Below are 17,826 nucleotides of genomic sequence, written 5' to 3'. Positions count from 1 at the left end.
GGGTTAGCCTCGTCCCATCCGGCGGGAGGCGTGGGGGTCGGAATGGCGGACGGAGCGGCACCCCGGAACGGGCTGCGGGCCGCCGCGGCGTGGCCGGCCCGGCACTGGAAGACCCTGGTGCACTGGGCGCTCGTCCTGGCTGCGCTCGCCTACATCGGCTGGCAGATGCCCGAGCTGGTGCGCGCGGTGCGGGACGCCGACGAGGTGCTCGCGCAGGTGCGGCCGGGTCGGCTGCTGCTCGCCGTCGTGCTCGCCATGGCGGCGCTGGTCCTGTACGGCGAGATGCACCGCCGGGTGCTGGAGGCGGGCGGGGCCGCCGTGCCCGCGCGGACCGTGCAGGCGATCACCTTCGCCGAGAACGCGATCTCGAACACGGTGCCGGTCGTGGGAGGCGCCGGCGCCCTCGCCTACGCGATCTCCCGCCTCCGTCGGCGGGGCGTCGACGCCGCCCTCGCGTCCTGGTCGGTGTTCCTGCCCGGCGCGCTCGCCTCGATCCTCCTGCTGGTCCTCGGCGTGCTCGCACTGGGCGCGGCCGGCTGGCTGCCGCTGTGGTTGGCGGTCGTCGTCGCGGCGGCGATCGCCTTGGGCGCCGCGGGGGCCTGGGCGGTGGTCACGCACCCCGCGGTCCTCCGGCGGTTCCTGGTCGTCCTGGTCCACATCGGCAGGCACCTGCCGTGGCTGTGCCGGGGCTGCCGCGGCGTGTGGGCGTCGGACCCGGACGGGACGGCGGCCCGCCTCGCCGCCCGGATCGGACTGCTGCACCCCACGTCCCGCCAGTGGGCCGGGCTGGTGGTGCTCTCGCTGCTGAGCTGGGCGGCGGACTTCCTGACCCTCGTTGCCTGCTCGACGGCCGTCGGGCTGCCGGCGCACTGGACCGCACTCGCCCTGGGCTTCCTCGCGGTGCAGGTCAGCATCGCGCTGCAGGTCCTGCCCGGCGGCGCGGGCCTCGCCGAGACCGGGCTGCTCGGCGTCCTGCTGGCGGCGGGCGCGCCGGCCGCGCCCGCGGCGGCGACCGTGCTGCTCTACCGCATGATCACCTGGCTCGGCCTGTCGGTCGTCGGGTGGGTCGTCTACGCGGCGCAGATCCATCTCGCCCCGCCCCACCGGCACCGGCACGCGCCCGAACCGCTCGCCGGGACGCTCTGAGCCGCTCAGCACCCGCAGGGAGTGGTGAGCGGGTCTGGCTCCTGCTCGATCCGCCCCGCCGCGGTCTCCACCGCGAGGCCCGCGCGGATCCGGTACTCGATCCCGCCGAGCATCTCCTGCACCCGGAAGCCCGCGCGGGCGAGCACGAGCGCACCCCCGCGTGGCGCCGTCGCAGCCAAGAACGCGGCGGCGTCCGCGGGGGAGGCGGGCGGCGTGGCCAGGACCGGTGACGTCATGATCCGGACGTCAGGCGGACCGCGCCCCGTCCGGAAGTAGGGTTCCACGGCAATTCAGCAGATCAGCCGTGGATTCCTCGGCATTCTTCCTCATTCGGCGACGGGACGCACGAGCTCTGCGGCTCCCTTCGCGCGCGTCCGGGCGGTCTCGACGTCGTCCGCGACCGCGACCACCACGCCCATCCGCCGCCTCTTGAAGCTCTCGGGCTTGCCGAAGAGCCGCAGGTCCGTGCCCGGTACGGCGAGGGCGAGCTCGAGACCCTCGAAGCTGATCGCCTTCGCGTCCGTGCCGCCGTAGATCACCGCGGAGGCGCCGGGCGAGCGCAGCGTCACGTCGACGGGGAGGCCCAGCACCGCGCGGGCGTGCAGCTCGAACTCGGAGAGCCGCTGCGTGGCCAGGGTGACCAGCCCGGTGTCGTGCGGCCGCGGCGAGACCTCGGAGAACAGCACGTCGTCGCCCTTCACGAACAGCTCGACACCGAAGATTCCCCGCCCGCCGAGGGCCTCGGTGATCCGGCCCGCCACGTCCCTGGCACCGTCGATCGCGGCGGCCGACATCGGCTGCGGCTGCCAGGACTCGACGTAGTCCCCGTGCTCCTGGATGTGCCCGATCGGCGCGCAGAACCACGTCCCGTCCACGCCCCGCACCGTGAGCTGGGTGATCTCGTAGTCGAAGTCCACGAGGCCCTCGACGATCACCCGGGTCGTCGCGACCCGGCCGCCGGCCCTCGCGTACTCCCAGGCGGGGCCGAGGTCGTCGGCCGAGCGCAGGACGCTCTGCCCCTTGCCCGACGAGGACATCACCGGCTTGATCACGCACGGGTACCCGATGCCGCCGTCGACGGCCGCGCGCACCTCGTCGAGGGAGTCGGCGAAGGCGTACGGCGAGGTCGGCAGGCCGAGTTCCTCGGCCGCCAGCCGCCGGATTCCCTCGCGGTCCATCGTCAGCCGCGTCGCGCGGGCCGTCGGGATGACGGTGGCGACCCCGTTCTCCTCGATCGCGGCGAGGGCGTCCGTGGCGATCGCCTCGATCTCGGGGATGACGTAGTGCGGGCGCTCCTGCTCGATCAGCGCCGTGAGCGCGGCCGGGTCCGTCATGTCGATCACGTGCGAGCGGTGCGCGACCTGGTGCCCGGGGGCGTCCGGATAGCGGTCGACGGCGATCACCTCGACGCCGAGGCGCTGCAGGGCGATCACGACCTCTTTGCCGAGCTTCCCCGGAGCCGAGCAGCATGACGCGGGTCGCGGACGGGCTCAGCGGCGTACCGATTCGCATACGGTCACCCTAGGCGCCGGGCGTCGGGGAGCCCCGGCGCGCCCGGTGCGGGGTCAGCCGCCCTCGTACGCCTTCCGCTGGGCCTCGACGTCCGGCTTCCCGAAGCCGGCGAGCATCACCTGGACGACACGCTGGGCCCTCTCCTGGTCCGGGTCGGTCATCCAGGCCTCGGCCTCGAGCGACACGATCTGCCAGGACACGCCGAACCGGTCCTTCAGCCAGCCGCACGGGCCGGGCTCGCCGCCGTCGACCAGCGCGTCCCAGTAGGTGTCGATCTCCTGGGTCGTCTCGCAGGGGACGACGAACGAGACGGCCTCGCTGTGCGGGAACTGCGGCCCGCCGTTGAGCGCGCCGTACTCCCGGCCCAGCAGTTCGAAGCGGACGAGCATGACCTCGCCCTCCGCGCCGGGCGTGTTGGGGCCGTACCGCTGGACGTCGATGATCTTCGAGTCCGGGAAGACGGAGGTGTAGAACTCGGCTGCCTGCTCGGCCTGGCCGTCGAACCAGAGACAGGGGCTGATCTGCTTCACGGTGACTCCTCGGATGGTCGGCGCTTGTACCGGTGAGACCGCGCAGCGTCCGGCGACTCATCGATCACGACTCGGTACTGGTGGATTACGCGGTAATGTGCCGATATGGCCGTGGAAACCCTGGACGATACGGACTGGCGCCTCCTGGAAGCCCTGCAGCGGGACGGCCGGGCCAGCTACGCGGACCTAGGCCGGGCGGTCGGGCTCTCACCGAGTGCGGTGACCGAACGGGTCCGCCGGCTGGAGGACACCGGGGTGATCACCGGGTACTCCTGCGAGATCGACCCGGAGAAGCTCGGGCTCGCGATCATGGCGATGGTGCGGCTGCGGTACCCGAGCGGCAACTACGGCCCCTTCCGGGACCTGCTCGGGACGACACCGGAGATCACCGAGGCGCACCACGTGACGGGCGAGGACTGCTTCGTGCTGACGGTCCGGGCACGCTCGATGCGGCACCTGGAGGAGGTCGCCGGCCGGATCTCGGGGCTGGGCGGGGTGACGACGAGTGTCGTCTACTCGAGCCCGCTGCCGCGCCGGTCGGTGGTCGCGAGCGCGGTCGGGGCGAGCGCGGCCGCGGCGGCCCGCAAGCGGCGTTAGGAGGCGCTGAACGACTCGGCCCTACTCCTGGAGGAGCTTCAGCAGCCGCCCGGGGCGGATGGTCCGCGCTCCGACGGCGTGCAGCCGCCGGGTCAGCTCCCGGTCCGCCGTGACGACGAGGACGTCCTCGCCCCGGGAGACCAGGTCCTGGGCCAGCTCGACGATCGCGGAGTCCCCGTCGGCGGGCGCGAGCAGGATCTCGAACCCGTCGGGCGGGTCGGCGGGCGGTGTCGCCCGCCGCGCCTTGCCCTCCAGCACGAGCACGACCCGGGACGCGCCGGGGTGCCCGGCGAAGAGCTCGTGGAGCTCGCCCCGGCCCAGCGCCCCGGCCAGCTGCTCCGCCAGCCGCGAGGCGGCCCCGGCGCGGTCCCGCCACCAGCCGTCGGGGCGCGACCCCATGACGTTCGCGCCGTCGACGATCAGGTACATCGAGCGCCCGCGCCGGTCAGCCGATGGACGGGACGAGATCGCGGGGGAGCTTGGACGCGGCGGCCCGGTCCAACAGCCAACGGGTCCGGCGGCGGCCCCGGGCGCCGGCCACCGGGATCGCGACCTCCCCGGCCCCGCCGAGCGCCATCGCCACCGCCGCGGCCTTCTCCTCGCCGGCCGTGACGATCCAGACCTCCGCGGAGTTCCGCAGCGCCGGCAGCGTCAGCGTCACCCGGGTGGGCGGCGGCTTCGGGCAGTTGTGGACGGCGACGACGGTCCGCTCGGTCTCGTACACCGCGGGCGACTCAGGGAAGATCGACAGCGTGTGTCCCTCGCCGCCCATCCCGACCAGCGAGATGTCGAACATCGGGACGGGGGCGTGGTCCTCGGGCCGGGCCTTGCGCCTGAGCAGGTCCGCGTACTCCGCGGCCGCCTCGTCCGCGCCGGACGGCCCCGTGCCGACGTCCGCCCCCATCGGGTACACCAGCGACGGGTCGACGCCGACGTGGTCGAGCAGCGCCTCGCGGGCCTGGGTCTCGTTGCGCTCCGGGTCCCCGGGCGGGAGGAACCGCTCGTCGCCCCAGTAGAACTCGATCCGCGCCCAGTCCACGGCGTCCCGCGCGGGGGAGCGGCGCAGCTGCTCGAGCATGGCGATGCCGACCCCGCCGCCGGTCAGCACCAGCTTCGGCACGTTCCCGGAGGACTGCAGATCCACCAGGCGCGTGACGAGGCGGGCGGCCGCCGCGGCCGCGAGCACGTCCTTGTCGGTGTGGATCGCGATGTCCGGCTGCGTCATCTGCTCTCCTGCTGTCATCGTGTCGTCCTTCGGCTTCAGACCTTGACCGGCGTCCGGCCCCGCGAGATCTCGCCGACGCCGGCGAGCGCGGCCCCGTAGATCTCGTCCGGGTCGAGCCGGCGCAGCTCCTCGGACAGGCAGTCCGGCACCGAGCGGCGGGCCAGCGCGATCATCCGGTCCGGCTGGCCGGGCTGCGAGAGGGTCGCGATCTTGCCGTCCGGGCGGGTCAGCTCCACCGGCCCGGAGGAGCGGGTGAGCCGGACCAGCGACATGCCGTGCGTGCTGGTGGACGGCGAGCGCTTGATCTTCACGTTGAGCCGGGTGGCGAGCCAGCCGGCCAGCAGGTCCGTCGAGGGCGAGACGACCTCGCCGGCGACGAGCGCCGCGGTGACGTCCTCGTGCGGGGGGAAGTCCAGGGCCGCAGCCAGCAGCGCGCGCCACTGGGTGAGCCGGGTCCACGTGAGGTCCGTGTCCCCGGCGACGTGGTGGGCGCGGCGCTGCTCGAACGCCTTGAGCGGGTTTTTCGACGACAGGGCGTCGGTGATCCGGCGCTGGGCGAGCTTGCCGATGGCGTCCTCGGACGGGACCGCGGGCGCCTCGTGCGGCCACCATGCGACGACGGGGGCGTCCGGCAGCAGCAGCGGCATGACCATCCCGGCCCCGGGCTCCGGGTCCGCGAGGGGGCCGTACCCGCGCAGGACGATGACCTCGCTGGCCCCGGCGTCACCGCCGATGCGGATCTGCGCGTCCATCCGCGGCGCCGCCTTGCGGGCGCCGCGGGCCAGCACGATCACCCGGCACGGGTGCTCGCGGCTCGCGGAGTTCGCGGCCTCGATCGCACCCTCGATGGAGAGGCCGTCATCGGTGACGACCACGAGGGTCAGCACCCGGCCCAGGGCCAGCACGCCGTTGCTCTCGCGCAGCTCGACCAGCTTCTTGTTCACCGCCGAGGAGTTGCTCGACGGCAGGTCGACGATCATCGAACGCTCCGGTCGGTCTGCAGGGACGGGATCTTCGGGGCCGGGGACCTCGGGGGCGGGGTCATCAGGGCCGGCGCCACGTGCGGCCGGTCCGGGCGAGCATCTTCTCGGCGGACTCCGGGCCCCAGCTGCCGGCGGGGTAGGGCGCGGAGTCCTCCTCCGCGGCCTGCCAGTGCTCGATCACTGGGTCCAGGATCTCCCACGAGCGCTCGACCTCCTCGTTCACCGGGAACAGGGACGGCTCGCCGAGCAGCACGTCGAGGATGAGCCGTTCGTAGGCCTCGGGGGACGCCTCGGTGAACGCGGTGCCGTAGCCGAAGTCCATCGTGACGTCCCGGACCTCCATCTGGCTGCCCGGCACCTTGGACCCGAAGCGCATGGTGACGCCCTCGTCGGGCTGCACGCGCACGACGAAGGCGTTCTGTCCCAGCTCCTCGGTCATCGTCTGGTCGAACGGCAGGTGCGGGGCCCGCTTGAAGATCACCGCGATCTCGGTGACGCGGCGGCCCAGCCGCTTGCCGGTGCGCAGGTAGAACGGCACCCCGGCCCAGCGGCGCGTCTCGACCTCGCAGGTGATCGCGGCGAAGGTCTCGGTCCGGGAGTTCGGGTCGAAGCCCTCCTCCTCCTTGAGCCCGCGGACGAGCTGGCCGCCCTGCCAGCCGCCGGTGTACTGGCCGCGGGCGGTGGTCTCGTCGATCGGGCCGACGAGCCTGGTGGCGTTGAGGACCTTGATCTTCTCGCTGCGCAGCTCGTCGGAGGAGAACGAGGTGGGCTCCTCCATCGCGGTGAACGCGAGGAGCTGCAGCAGGTGGTTCTGGATGACGTCGCGGGCCGCGCCGATGCCGTCGTAGTAGCCGGCGCGCCCGCCGAGACCGATGTCCTCGGCCATCGTGATCTGCACGTGGTCCACGTAGTGGGAGTTCCAGATCGGCTCGAAGAGCTGGTTGGCGAAGCGCATCGCCAGCACGTTCTGGACGGTCTCCTTGCCGAGGTAGTGGTCGATCCGGAAGACCGAGTCCTCGGGGAAGACGTCGTCGACGATCGCGTTGAGCTCCCGGGCCGACTGGAGGTCGTGGCCGAAGGGCTTCTCGATCACCACCCGGCGCCACTGCTCGCCGTCCTGCGCGGACAGGCCCGAGCGGGCCAGCTGCTTGCAGACGACGGGGAACGCCGACGGCGGGATCGACAGGTAGAACGCGTGGTTCCCGCCGGTGCCCCGGACCCGGTCCAGGTCACGCACGGTCGCCTCGAGCCGGTCGAACGCGTCGTCGTCGTCGAAGCTGCCCTCGACGAACCGGAAGCCCTCGGCGAGCCGGTCCCAGACCTCCTGCCGGAAGGGCGTGCGGGCGTGCTCGCGGACGGCCTCGTAGACGATCTGACCGAAGTCCTCGGTCGACCAGTCCCGCCGGGCGAACCCGGTGAGCGCGAAGCCCGGCGGCAGCAGCCCGCGGTTGGCGAGGTCATAGATCGCGGGCATCAGCTTCTTCCGCGACAGGTCTCCGGTGACGCCGAATATCACCAGACCGCACGGGCCCGCGATCCGCGGGAGACGCTTGTCCCGGGGGTCCCGCAGCGGGTTGACGTATCCCGCGCTCCCCGAGGAGATCTTGGTGCCGGAGGTCATCGTGGGGTCATCCGTCCTCTCGGCCCGCCCGGTCGTCCGGCCGGGCGCGCAGTTCCTGTACGGCGCGGGCCAGCGTGACCAGCCCGGCCACCCTGTCCACGAGGTGCAACCGCAGCACGGGGACACCCCGCGCCGCGACGTCGGCCGCGACGGTGGCGGCCTCGGTGAGCTGAAGCCTAGTCAGGTCGGGCCCGGGGTCCGCCACGAGATCATCCGGCGGGTCGGCGGTCAGCTGGCACAGGACCCGGTCCGCCCGCTCGCCGCCGGTCCCGTCCCGGGGCGCCCAGCCGAAGACGGCCGGCGTCCCGGCGCGGCGGGCCAGCTCGCCCCGCAGCACGGCGAGCGACGCGTCCGTGGCCGGGTCCAGCCAGGCGGAGAGCGCGACGTGCCCGCGCGCCGGCGTCGCGTCGACGAGCGCCTGCAGGGCCGCGCCGACGGTGTCGGTACCCGCGGGCAGCCACGCCCCGGCGCGGATCTCGACGAGCCCGTCCGTCGCCCGAGGGGGCTCGGCGGGCAGCGGATCCCTCCTGATCAGGGGTGCCTCGGCGGCGAACGGACGCCCCCGAGCAGCCGGGCCGCGGCGGCGACGGCGTACTGCCAGAGCAGTACCTGCCCGCCGACGGGCCCGGTGGTCCGGATGTCGACCTGTTCCGCGGAGGGGCCGAGCGCGATCCGGGCCGCGCCGGGAGGTGCCACGTCGAGGTCGTCGACCGGGTCCAGCTCGTCCGCGAGCAGCGGGAGCCGCCCGGCGGCGGTGAGCAGCTGGGCGAGCCATGCGGCCAGGCCGGGCGGTCCGGAGGCCGCGTCCAGCACCAGCGGCACGTCCCCGTGGGCGACGAGCGCCCCGGCGAGCTCGAGCGCGGGGTTGTCCGGGGCGTCCGGGAGCAGCAGCGCGGCCGCGACCGCGGCGTCGGCCAGGACCGCCCCGACGTCCGCTCCCGCGAGGCCCGCGGGCACCAGGCCCGGCGAGCCGAGCACGGAGAAGGGGCCGGGCACGTCCCGCTCGGCGGTGACGACGACGGAGCCCTCCCGCCGCGCCCGCTCGTCGAGCGGGGAGCCGGCCTCGGTGATCACGACCGTGCGGGCCGCGACGCCGGCGTCGGCGCCCTCGTCGAGCAGCTCGAGGGCCATGGCGTCGGCGAGGATCCGGTGCACGGCCTCGATGCGCGGGTCCGCGCCGGACCGGTCCGCGACGACGAGCACGCTCGCCCCGAGGTCCCCGGCCAGCGCGTCCGACACCTGGCCGGGATCCGCCGAGTCCACGACGGTCAGCGGCAGCCCGGGTCCGGTCCAGGTCGAGCCCGCCAGCGCCTGGGCGCCCAGGGTGAGCCGCGCGTCCCCCACGAGGAGTACGCGCGGCGCACCGGAGACCCGGAACCGTTCCCGCAACGCCTCGACCTGCCCGACGAGCGGACGGGACGTGCGGGGGAGCGCCGACCAGCCGAGGCCGTCGGCGGCGCCGCCCGCCGGACCCCAGGCGCTGGGGTCCGCGTCCGCGATGCGGGACGCCACGACGTCGCCGGCGAGCTCGCCGGCGATGCGCCGGGCGTCCCCCGCCAGCTCACCGGCGAGTGCGACGGCCGGTGCGCGCACGGTGCGTCCGGACGTCAACGGTCCTGCCTCCCTCTGCTCCTACTTCGCGGCGTCGAGCTGGCCCTGCACGGTCTCCTGCAGCTCGCCCCAGGACTTCTCGAACTTGTCCACGCCCTCGTTCTCCAGGGTGAGGAACACGTCCGTGATATCGATGCCGACGGCCTCCAGCTGGTCGAAGACCTTCTGGGCCTCCTCCGCGCGCCCGGTGACCCGGTCGCCGTGGACCTCGCCGTGGTCCGCGAACGCCTTCAGCGTCGCCTCCGGCATGGTGTTCACCGTGTTCGCCACCACCAGCTCGGTGACGTACATCGTGTCCGGGTAGTCGGGGTTCTTCACGCCGGTGGAGGCCCACAGCGGCCGCTGCGGGTTGGCGCCCTTCGCCTCGAGAGCCTTCCAGCGGTCCGAGGCGAAGACCTTCTCGAACGCCGCGTACGCCAGCCGCGAGTTCGCGACACCCGCCTTGCCGCGCAGGGCCATCGCCTCGTCGCTGCCGATCGCCTCGAGCCGCTTGTCGATCTCGGTGTCCACACGGGACACGAAGAACGACGCGACCGACTGGATGGACGCGAGCGCCTGCCCGTTGGCGGCCGCCTGCTCGAGGCCGTCGAGGTAGGCACCCATCACGTGCTCGTAGCGCTCGACCGAGAAGATCAGCGTGACGTTGACGCTGACGCCCTCGGCGAGCGCGCGGGTGATGGCCGGCAGCCCCTCCTGGGTGGCCGGGATCTTGACCAGCAGGTTCGGCCGGTCCACGGCCTTCCACAGGTCCAGCGCCTGCGCGACGGTGGCCTCGGTGTCGCGGGCCAGCGTCGGGTCGACCTCGAGGGAGACCCGGCCGTCCGTGCCGCCGGTGGACTCCCAGGTGCCGCTGAACAGGTCGCACGCCTGCTGGACGTCCGCCACGGTGATCTCGCGGATCGCGGCCGCGACGTCCGCGCCCCGGCTCGCGAGCTCGCGGACCTGCGCGTCGTAGGCCTCGCCCTTGGACAGCGCGCTGGCGAAGATCGTGGGGTTGGTGGTGACGCCGACGACGTACCAGTCGTTGATCAGCTCCAGCAGGTTGCCCGAGTCGATCCGCTCCCGGGAGAGGTCGTCGAGCCAGATGGACACGCCCGCCGCGGAAAGGGCGGCGAGCCTTTCGTTCGTGCTCATTGCCAGATCTCCTTCGTCTCGCACGCGATCAGGACTTGCCGAGGCTGGCGCGCGCCGCGTCGACGACAGCCTCCGGCGTGAAGCCGAACTTCTCGAACAGTGTCGCCGCGTCCGCGCTCGCGCCGTAGTGCTCGATGCTCACGATCCGCCCGGCGTCGCCGACGAAGCGGTACCACGACATCGCGATGCCGGCCTCGACCGCGACCCGCGCCTTCACCGACGGGGGCAGCACCGATTCCCGGTAGGCGGTGTCCTGGGCGTCGAACCACTCGACACACGGCATCGAGACCACCCGGGTCGGGACCCCGTCCGCCTCGAGGGTCCTGCGGGCCGCGACGGCGAGCTGCACCTCCGAACCGGTGCCGATCAGGATCACCTGCGGCTCGCCGGAGGACGCCTCGGCCAGGATGTAGCCGCCCTTCTTGACGCCCTCGACGGAGGTGCCCTCGAGCACCGGCAGGTTCTGCCGGCTCAGGCACATGCCGACGGGGCCGTCCTGCCACTCGAGCGTGGCCTTCCAGCCGGCGGCGGTCTCGTTCGCGTCCGCCGGGCGCAGCACCGAGAGGTTCGGGATGGCCCGCAGCGCGGTGAGGTGCTCGATCGGCTGGTGGGTCGGGCCGTCCTCGCCGAGGCCGATGGAGTCGTGCGTCCAGATGAAGATCGCTGCGGTCTTCATCAGCGAGCCGAGCCGGACCGCTCCGCGCATGTAGTCGCTGAACTGCAGGAACGTGCCGCCGTAGGGCCGGGTCGGCCCGTGCAGCGCGATGCCGTTGAGGATCGCGCCCATCGCGTGCTCGCGGACGCCGAAGTGCAGCGTGCGGCCGTACGGGTTGGCCTTCCACATCTTGGTGGCCGCCGAGCTCGGGCCGAACGAGTCCGCGCCCTCCATCGTCGTGTTGTTGCTCTCCGCGAGGTCGGCCGAACCGCCCCAGAGCTCCGGCAGCACCGGGGCCAGGGCCTTCAGCGTCTCACCGGACGCCTTGCGCGTCGCGAGGCCCTTGGGATCGGCGTCCCACGTCGGCAGGGCGTCCGCCCAGCCCTCGGGGAGGGCGTTGGCGACGAGCCGGTCGAAGAGCTGCTTGCGCTCCGGCTCCCGGGTGGTCCACTCCTCGTAGGCCTCCTCCCACCGCCGCTTCTCCGCCTGGTGGCGCTCGGCGACGGAGCGGGTGTACTCCAGGACCTCCGGGTCGACCTGGAACGACTTCTCCGGGTCGAACCCGAGGATCTTCTTGACCTCGGCCACCTCGTCGGCGCCCAGCGCGGCGCCGTGCGCCTTGCCGGTGTTCATCTTGGTGGGCGCCGGGTAGCCGATGATCGTGCGCAGCTGGATGAACGACGCGCGCGTCGTCTCGGCCTTCGCGTTCTCGATCGCCTCGAGGATGCCGGTGACGTTCTCCCCGCCCTCGACGACCTGGACGTGCCAGCCGTAGGCCTCGTACCGCTTCGCGGTGTCCTCGGACAGCGCGATCCTCGTGTCGTCCTCGATCGAGATCTCGTTGTCGTCGTAGAAGACGATGAGGTTGCCGAGGTCCTGGCGGCCCGCGAGCGACGACGCCTCGCTCGTGACGCCCTCCTCGATGTCCCCGTCCGAGGCGATCACGTAGATGAAGTGGTCGAACGGGCTCTCGCCCAGGGGCGGCTCCGGGTCGAACAGGCCGCGCTCGCGGCGTGACGCCATCGACATGCCGACCGCGGAGGCCAGGCCCTGGCCCAGCGGGCCGGTGGTCATCTCCACACCGTCCGGGGTCAGCCCGAGCTCCGGGTGGCCCGGCGTCTTGGACCCCCACGTCCGCAGCGCCTCCAGGTCCTCCAGCTCCATCTCGTATCCGGACAGGAACAGCTGGATGTAGAGCGTCAGGCTGGAGTGCCCGGCGGAGAGGACGAAGCGGTCCCGGCCGATCCAGCCGGGGTTCTGCGGGTCGTGCCGCATGACGCGCTGGAACAGCGTGTACGCGAGCGGGGCGAGGCTCATCGCCGTGCCGGGGTGACCGCTGCCGACCTTCTGCACGGCGTCGGCGGCCAGCACGCGGATCGTGTCGACCGCGCGCCGGTCGAGGTCGGTCCAGTCCGCGGGTACCTGGGCTCGGGTCAGTGCGGCGACGTCGGGTTCCGACGTAACGGACACGGGTGTGCTCCTGTCCTCGTGTGAACGGGCGGCTGCTGAAACAACACAGACGCGGTCGTCGTCCGGGGGGTGCGCGCGGGCGGTGGTGCCCGCGTGTGAACCGGCCCTCGCCACGATGCGCGTCCGACTCGACCCCCGACTCTAGTGGTCCAGGCTGGTCCGCTCCGGTCCCCAGTGGTCAACTCCCGCCCTGTCGCACCGGACGGGTCTCGGGGGTCTACCCCGTCTGACCGCCGGGCATACCACGGGTTAGCATCGACGCGTTGTAGAAAGTGGGGTCCGTGGTGTGCGAACGCGCGGGGTCGGGCTCCGCTCGCTGCGGCAGAGCGACACCCCACCACGATCGTCGAGGTACCGAGCGAGGTAGCAACTGGTGAGCGCGCCCGTGTCCGACCGGGGATCCGCCCGGGAGGCCCGACGGCCGGCGGCAACGCCGACGCCGGACCGGCGGCCACATCCGTGGTCCCGCCTGGAGCGCGTGAAGGACGTGTTCCGTGCCTATCTGGGCCTGACGAAGGCTCGGATCATCGAGCAGCTGCTCGTCGTCACCGTGCCGGCCATGGTGCTCGCCCAGCGGGCGATCCCCTCGGTCTGGCTGATCCTCGCGACGCTCGTCGGTGGCGCCGTGGCCGCCGCCAGCGCCCACGCGCTGAACTGCGTGGTCGACGCGGACATCGACGCCAAGATGAAGCGCACCTCCCGTCGTCCGACGGCGAAGGGGCAGGTCAGCCCGCGCAACGCGCTGATCTTCGGGCTCGCCCTCGGCGCCCTGAGCGCCGTGTGGCTGGCGCTCACCACGAACCTGCTCTCCGCCGCGATGGCGGTCGGCGCGATCGCGTTCTACGTGCTCGTCTACACGCTGATCCTCAAGCGCCGGACCTCGCAGAACATCGTCTGGGGCGGCGCCGCGGGCTGCATGCCGGTGGTCATCGGCTGGTCCGCGGTGACCGGCACCGTCGAATGGCCCGCTCTGGTCATGTTCGGGATCATCTTCTTCTGGACGCCGCCGCACTTCTGGGCGCTCGCGATGAAGTACCGGGACGACTATGCGGCCGCGGACGTACCGATGCTGCCGGTCGTGGCCACCCCGCGTCAGGTGTCCGTCCGGATCGTCGCCTACTCGTGGGTCATGGCGGCCTGGACGCTGCTGCTGTTGCCGGTCACCTCCTGGATCTACGCCGCGGTCGCCGTGCTCGGCGGGGCGTACTTCGTCTTCACCGCGCACCGGCTGCACGGGCGGGTGAAGGCGGGCGAGACCGTCTCCCCGATGAAGCTCTTCCACCTCTCGAACCTCTACCTCTGCGCCCTGTTCATCGCGATCGCGGTGGACGCGGCGGTGGGGCTGCCGGTTCTCCTCTGAGCAGACCCGGCAGGTTCCGACCGCCCTCCCGCGAGATCCGCGGGAGGGCGTCGTCGTTGCGGGGGCGGGTCAGCCCAGGAGGTCCGGCATCGGCGTCTCCTTGCCCAGGACGTGCTCGGACAGGAACGCGAAGACCGTCTCGTACCAGACGACCGAGTTCTGCGGCTTCAGGATCCAGTGGTTCTCGTCCGGGAAGTACAGGAACCGGTGCGGGTTGTCGGCCGGGTCCTGCTGCCGTGCCTGCAGCTCCCACCACAGCCGCAATGCCTCGCCGATCGGCACCCGGTAGTCCTTGTCCCCGTGGATCACCAGCATGGGTGTGGTGATCGCGTCGACGTTGCGGTGCGGGCTGTTGGCCGCGGACATCTCCGGCGAGAGCTCCGCGCCCACTCGGACGCGAAGTCCGTCGTGGTGCCGAAGTGGTCCAGCGCCCAGAGGCTGGCGTGGGTGACGATCGCGGCGAACCGGTCCGTCTGCCCGGCGATCCAGTTCGCCATGTAGCCGCCGAACGAGCCGCCCATCGCCGCGACCCGCGTCGCGTCGATCTCCGGGAGGCTCTCGGCGTGATCCGTCATGGCCATCAGGTCCGTGTACGGCGCCGCACCCCACGCCCCCCAGCCGCGTTCGACGAACTCCTGCCCGTAGCCCGTGGACAGCGCCGGGTCCGGCAGCAGCACGGCGTAGCCGCGGGCGGCCATCAGCCACGGGTTCCAGCGCCACTGCCAGGCGTTCCAGCTGCCCAGCGGGCCGCCGTGCACCCAGAGCAGGAGCGGCGCCGGCTCCGCGGCACTCGCCCCGTCGGGCAGCACGAGCCAGGCGCGTAGGGCGGTGCCGTCCGACGCGGTGGTGTCGATCTCCGTGAGCGTGCCCGGCAGTGCGGGCGGCTCGACGGGCCCCGGCAGGCCGACGGGCTGCTGGTCCGGCGCGTGCGCGTCGAGCCGGACCGGCGCGGGCGGCGAGTCGACGGCGGAGCGCAGCGCGTAGACGGAGGCCCCGTCCGGCGAGACGCGAGGGTCGGTGTAGGCGCCGTGGTCCCCGGTGAGCCGGGTGACGCTCCCGTCGAGCGCGACCCGGAACAGCGGGGAGCGCCCGTTCTCGTCCGCGACGACGATCAGCGCGGCCGAGTCCGGGGTCCAGCGGAACGCCGCGGGCCACCGGTCCCAGCCGGAGGTGATCTCGGCGACGGCGCCGCCGGACAGGGGCACCACGACGAGGTCGACCACCGGGCCGCGGGTCGCCTCCGACCGCCTCTCCCGCAGCACCGCGACCGCGGCACCGTCCGGGCTGACCTGCAGGTTCAGATAGTCGTGGGTGTCGTCCGCGAGCAGGACCCGCCGTTCGCCCGAGCCGACGTCGATCGCCGCGATCGTGGACCGCACGTCCCCGCCCGGCGCCGGGACCTTCCACACCGTGACGACGGTCCGGCCGTCCGGCGTGAGGTCCGCCGCGCTCTCGACGAGCGCGGCACCCGGCGTCGGGGTCAGGTCCGTCCAGGTGATCGTCGCGTCGTCCGCGGCCGGGCCGCCGAGGAGCAGCCGCGGCTCGTCCGGTCCGAGGTCGTGGTCCCAGTACCGCACGGGGTAGGCCGTGTGCAGGATCGCCGAGACCTTCCCGTCCTTGCGGGCCCGCCGCCGCTTCTCGTCGTCCTCGGCGGTGACGGCGCCGGGCATCGTCGGGGACGTGGCCAGCACGGATCCGGTCTCCAGCGCGACGACGGGGGACCCGACGCCGCCGGGCCGGGTCCCGACCACCCGGGCCTCGCCGCCGTCCGCCGGCAGCTCCCAGAGGGCGGCGGGGGCGTCGTCCGGTGCCGTGCCGTCGGGCCGCGCCGAGACGAAGAGCAGGTCGCCGGTGGGGGTGAACGCCGGGGCCGACTCGCCCTTCGCGCTGCGCGTCAGCCGCCGTGCGGCTCGCTCACCCGTGGGGTCGATCTCCCACAGCGCGGTGACGCGCCCAGAGCGGTCGGCGTCGAGGGCGGAGACGACGGTGACGAGGCGGGTGCCGTCCGGGGAGAAGCTCCAGGCCGGCGAGCCGGTCGAGGCCGAGGTAGTCCTGGAGGTCGGCGAAAGGGGTGGGGTCGCTCACGCCCCCACCTTCGCACGGGGCGTGGTGGCGCTGGTCGGCATCCCGCGGCCGGATTGGCCGCGAGCATGATCGGGGACCAGCCCGATCAGGGCCGAGCGGCGAGCGCCGGCGGTTCGACCGACACGTCCGCGACGGCGTCCGGCAGTGGCTCCCGGCGGGTCGTGCCCGCCCACACCGCCGCGGCGGCCGCGGTGACCGCGGCCGCGCCGAGCACGTGCAGCGCCACGAGGACCTCCGGCACGCCCAGGGCGTACTGGATGCCGCCCAGCGCTCCCTGCGCGGCCACGACCGCGACCAGCACCCAGTAGCGGCGCTTCAGCGCAGCTGCCGCGTGCGTGGCGAACAGGGTGAAACCGAGCCCGGCGAGCAGCCCGAGGTAGGCGAAGAGCAGGTCCGCGTGCAGCTGGGCCATCGCCGGGACGCCCAGGCCCAGCCGGGGCGTGCTCGCGTCCCCCGCGTGCGGCCCCGCGGCCGTGACGAGCGTCCCGGCGACCAGCAGGGCCCCCAGGACGACGGAGCTCAGCACGATCAGCCCGCGGGCGGCACCGGGCACCGTGCGGACGACGGGCCCGCCCGCCGTGGCCTCGTCGACGAGCTGCACGGCCAGCCAGACGAGCAGCATCGACGCCAGGAAGTGCGGCATCACGCTCCACCAGGCCAGGCCCAGGAGCACGGTGAACCCGCCGATGACGGCCTGTGCCACCACCCCCAGCGGCATCGCGACCGCGAGCCAGGTGAGCCGGCGGCGCCGGGGCCGGGTGTTCAACGCCGCGAGCAGGCAGAACCCCGAGATCGCCACCACGACGAACGTCAGCAGCCGGTTCGAGAACTCGATCCACTGCGTCAGCGCCGCGATCCCGGGATGCGCGACGGGGACGAGGCTGCCGGGGAAGCAGTTGGGCCAGGTCGGGCAGCCCAGCCCGGACCCCGTCACCCGGACGACCGAGCCGGTGACCGCGATCCCGCCCTGGGCGAGCACCGCGAGCAGGGCCAGCCGGCGCATCAGCGCCGGCGGGGTGGACGGGATGCGCGCGAGGAAGGAGGGGCGGGCCACGACTACAGATCGTAGAAGGTGACCGGTCGATCAGCGCAGCCGGACGGTCCGCACCGCGACGCCCGCCCCGACGACCGCCCAGGCCAGCAGCACGAGGACCGGCCCCGGGCCCGGTGCGGCGCCGTCGACCAGGGCGGTCCGCAGCCCCTCGGCCAGCGCCCCGGACGGGAGCAGCCCCGCCACGGCCGCGAGCCCGGCCGGCAGATCGGCCAGCGGGATCACGATGCCGCCGCCGAGCAGCAGCACGAACCACACGACGTTCGCCACGGCCAGCACGATGTCCGAGCGCAGGGTGCCGCCGAGCAGCACGCCGAGGGCGCCGAACGCGGCGCAGCCGAGCAGGACGAGCAGCACCGCCCAGCCGAGACCGGCCGCGGCGGGCCTCCACCCGAGGAATGCGGCGACGACCGAGAGCACCACGACCTGCACGACGACCACGGCCAGCATCGCCGCCATCCGCCCGGCGACGAGCAGCCAGCGCGGCAGCGCGGTCGCGGCGAGCCGGCGGATCACGCCGTAGCGCCGGTCGAAGCCAAGGGTGATGGCCTGGCTGGTGAAGGCGGTCGACATCACCGCGAGCGCGAGGATCCCCGGCGTCACCGAGTTCACCCGCGGCTCGGGCAGCGACAGGATCGGCAGCAGGGACAGGCCGACGAGCAGCACGATCGGGATCAGCAGGGTGAGCAGCACCTGCTCGCCGTGGCGCAGGGCCAGCCGGGTCTCGGTGCCCGCCTGGGCCAGCAGCATCGTGGCGAGGGAGCCCCGCCCGGGGCGGGGGTGAAGGTGCCGGGCGCGAACCGTGCCGCGCGCCCGTCGTGGCCGGACGTCGTCACGAGCGGAGCT

At 73.4% G+C, this 17,826-nt stretch carries 17 protein-coding genes and 1 pseudogene; 3 read left to right on the top strand and 15 right to left on the bottom strand.

Annotation, left to right across the window (positions count from 1 at the left end; translation table 11 throughout):
• Nucleotides 1–42 precede the first annotated feature (42 nt).
• On the top strand, nt 43–1,146 hold the full coding sequence (locus WBK50_RS16440) for a lysylphosphatidylglycerol synthase transmembrane domain-containing protein (protein ID WP_341336458.1): 1,104 nt from the start codon (nt 43–45) through the stop codon (nt 1,144–1,146).
• A 5-nt stretch (nt 1,147–1,151) separates the two neighbouring features.
• On the opposite strand, the gene WBK50_RS16435 is transcribed toward WBK50_RS16440, so the two are convergent.
• From WBK50_RS16435 to WBK50_RS16425, 3 genes are all read right to left on the bottom strand, one after another.
• The gene (locus tag WBK50_RS16435) at nt 1,152–1,382 is read right to left on the bottom strand and encodes a hypothetical protein (RefSeq protein ID WP_341336457.1); all 231 of its coding nucleotides are present in this window, start codon (nt 1,380–1,382) and stop codon (nt 1,152–1,154) included.
• 90 nt (nt 1,383–1,472) lie between these two features.
• Nucleotides 1,473–2,579 carry a formate-dependent phosphoribosylglycinamide formyltransferase gene (gene purT / locus WBK50_RS16430; RefSeq protein ID WP_341336456.1) on the bottom strand — a complete coding sequence of 369 codons (1,107 nt, stop codon included), beginning with the start codon at nt 2,577–2,579 and terminating at the stop codon, nt 1,473–1,475.
• Nucleotides 2,580–2,711: 132 nt separating this feature from the next.
• The gene (locus WBK50_RS16425; protein ID WP_341336455.1) at nt 2,712–3,188 is read right to left on the bottom strand and encodes a VOC family protein; all 477 of its coding nucleotides are present in this window, start codon (nt 3,186–3,188) and stop codon (nt 2,712–2,714) included.
• Between the two features lie 105 nt (nt 3,189–3,293).
• Between WBK50_RS16425 and WBK50_RS16420 the strand changes: the two genes are divergently transcribed.
• Nucleotides 3,294–3,785 (top strand): Lrp/AsnC family transcriptional regulator, encoded by a 492-nt coding sequence (locus tag WBK50_RS16420; RefSeq protein ID WP_341336454.1) that lies wholly within the window; start codon nt 3,294–3,296, stop codon nt 3,783–3,785.
• A gap of 21 nt (nt 3,786–3,806) precedes the next feature.
• Here the strand turns inward: WBK50_RS16420 and WBK50_RS16415 are convergent, their stop codons facing one another.
• The 8 genes from WBK50_RS16415 to tkt form a co-directional block, all read right to left on the bottom strand.
• Nucleotides 3,807–4,214, bottom strand: a complete 408-nt coding sequence (locus WBK50_RS16415; RefSeq protein WP_341336453.1) for a hypothetical protein — start codon at nt 4,212–4,214, stop codon at nt 3,807–3,809.
• 16 nt (nt 4,215–4,230) lie between these two features.
• A complete protein-coding gene (gene pgl, locus WBK50_RS16410; RefSeq protein ID WP_341336452.1) occupies nt 4,231–5,010 on the bottom strand; it encodes a 6-phosphogluconolactonase in 780 nt (259 codons plus the stop codon).
• A gap of 35 nt (nt 5,011–5,045) precedes the next feature.
• The gene (gene opcA, locus WBK50_RS16405; protein ID WP_341336451.1) at nt 5,046–5,990 is read right to left on the bottom strand and encodes a glucose-6-phosphate dehydrogenase assembly protein OpcA; all 945 of its coding nucleotides are present in this window, start codon (nt 5,988–5,990) and stop codon (nt 5,046–5,048) included.
• Between the two features lie 64 nt (nt 5,991–6,054).
• Nucleotides 6,055–7,614 carry a glucose-6-phosphate dehydrogenase gene (gene zwf, locus WBK50_RS16400; protein ID WP_341336450.1) on the bottom strand — a complete coding sequence of 520 codons (1,560 nt, stop codon included), beginning with the start codon at nt 7,612–7,614 and terminating at the stop codon, nt 6,055–6,057.
• A 7-nt stretch (nt 7,615–7,621) separates the two neighbouring features.
• On the bottom strand, nt 7,622–7,951 hold the full coding sequence (locus WBK50_RS16395; protein ID WP_341336449.1) for a hypothetical protein: 330 nt from the start codon (nt 7,949–7,951) through the stop codon (nt 7,622–7,624).
• A 194-nt stretch (nt 7,952–8,145) separates the two neighbouring features.
• Nucleotides 8,146–9,225 carry a hypothetical protein gene (locus tag WBK50_RS16390; protein ID WP_341336448.1) on the bottom strand — a complete coding sequence of 360 codons (1,080 nt, stop codon included), beginning with the start codon at nt 9,223–9,225 and terminating at the stop codon, nt 8,146–8,148.
• Nucleotides 9,226–9,246: 21 nt separating this feature from the next.
• The gene (gene tal / locus WBK50_RS16385) at nt 9,247–10,359 is read right to left on the bottom strand and encodes a transaldolase (protein WP_341336447.1); all 1,113 of its coding nucleotides are present in this window, start codon (nt 10,357–10,359) and stop codon (nt 9,247–9,249) included.
• 28 nt (nt 10,360–10,387) lie between these two features.
• On the bottom strand, nt 10,388–12,484 hold the full coding sequence (gene tkt, locus WBK50_RS16380) for a transketolase (protein ID WP_341336446.1): 2,097 nt from the start codon (nt 12,482–12,484) through the stop codon (nt 10,388–10,390).
• Nucleotides 12,485–12,869: 385 nt separating this feature from the next.
• Here tkt and WBK50_RS16375 point away from each other — a divergent pair, with 385 nt between their 5' ends.
• Nucleotides 12,870–13,844: a heme o synthase gene (locus WBK50_RS16375; protein ID WP_445942367.1), complete on the top strand. Its 975-nt coding sequence runs from the start codon at nt 12,870–12,872 to the stop codon at nt 13,842–13,844.
• 69 nt (nt 13,845–13,913) lie between these two features.
• On the opposite strand, the gene WBK50_RS16370 is transcribed toward WBK50_RS16375, so the two are convergent.
• The 4 genes and pseudogenes from WBK50_RS16370 to WBK50_RS16355 form a co-directional block, all read right to left on the bottom strand.
• A complete protein-coding gene (locus WBK50_RS16370) occupies nt 13,914–14,159 on the bottom strand; it encodes a prolyl oligopeptidase family serine peptidase (RefSeq protein WP_341336445.1) in 246 nt (81 codons plus the stop codon).
• Nucleotides 14,150–15,595 (bottom strand): S9 family peptidase, encoded by a 1,446-nt coding sequence (locus tag WBK50_RS16365; protein ID WP_341336444.1) that lies wholly within the window; start codon nt 15,593–15,595, stop codon nt 14,150–14,152. Before WBK50_RS16365 ends, WBK50_RS16370 begins: the two co-directional genes overlap by 10 nt.
• Before the next feature lie 419 nt (nt 15,596–16,014).
• Nucleotides 16,015–16,983 (bottom strand): COX15/CtaA family protein, encoded by a 969-nt coding sequence (locus tag WBK50_RS16360; protein ID WP_341336443.1) that lies wholly within the window; start codon nt 16,981–16,983, stop codon nt 16,015–16,017.
• A gap of 30 nt (nt 16,984–17,013) precedes the next feature.
• Nucleotides 17,014–17,816: pseudogene (locus tag WBK50_RS16355) on the bottom strand (ABC transporter permease).
• Nucleotides 17,817–17,826 lie beyond the last annotated feature (10 nt).

Origin of the sequence: Pseudonocardia sp. T1-2H (assembly GCF_038039215.1) — a bacterium.
In the GTDB taxonomy this organism is placed as follows: Bacteria; Actinomycetota; Actinomycetes; order Mycobacteriales; family Pseudonocardiaceae; genus Pseudonocardia.
This window is presented reverse-complemented; position numbering and strand designations above follow the sequence as displayed.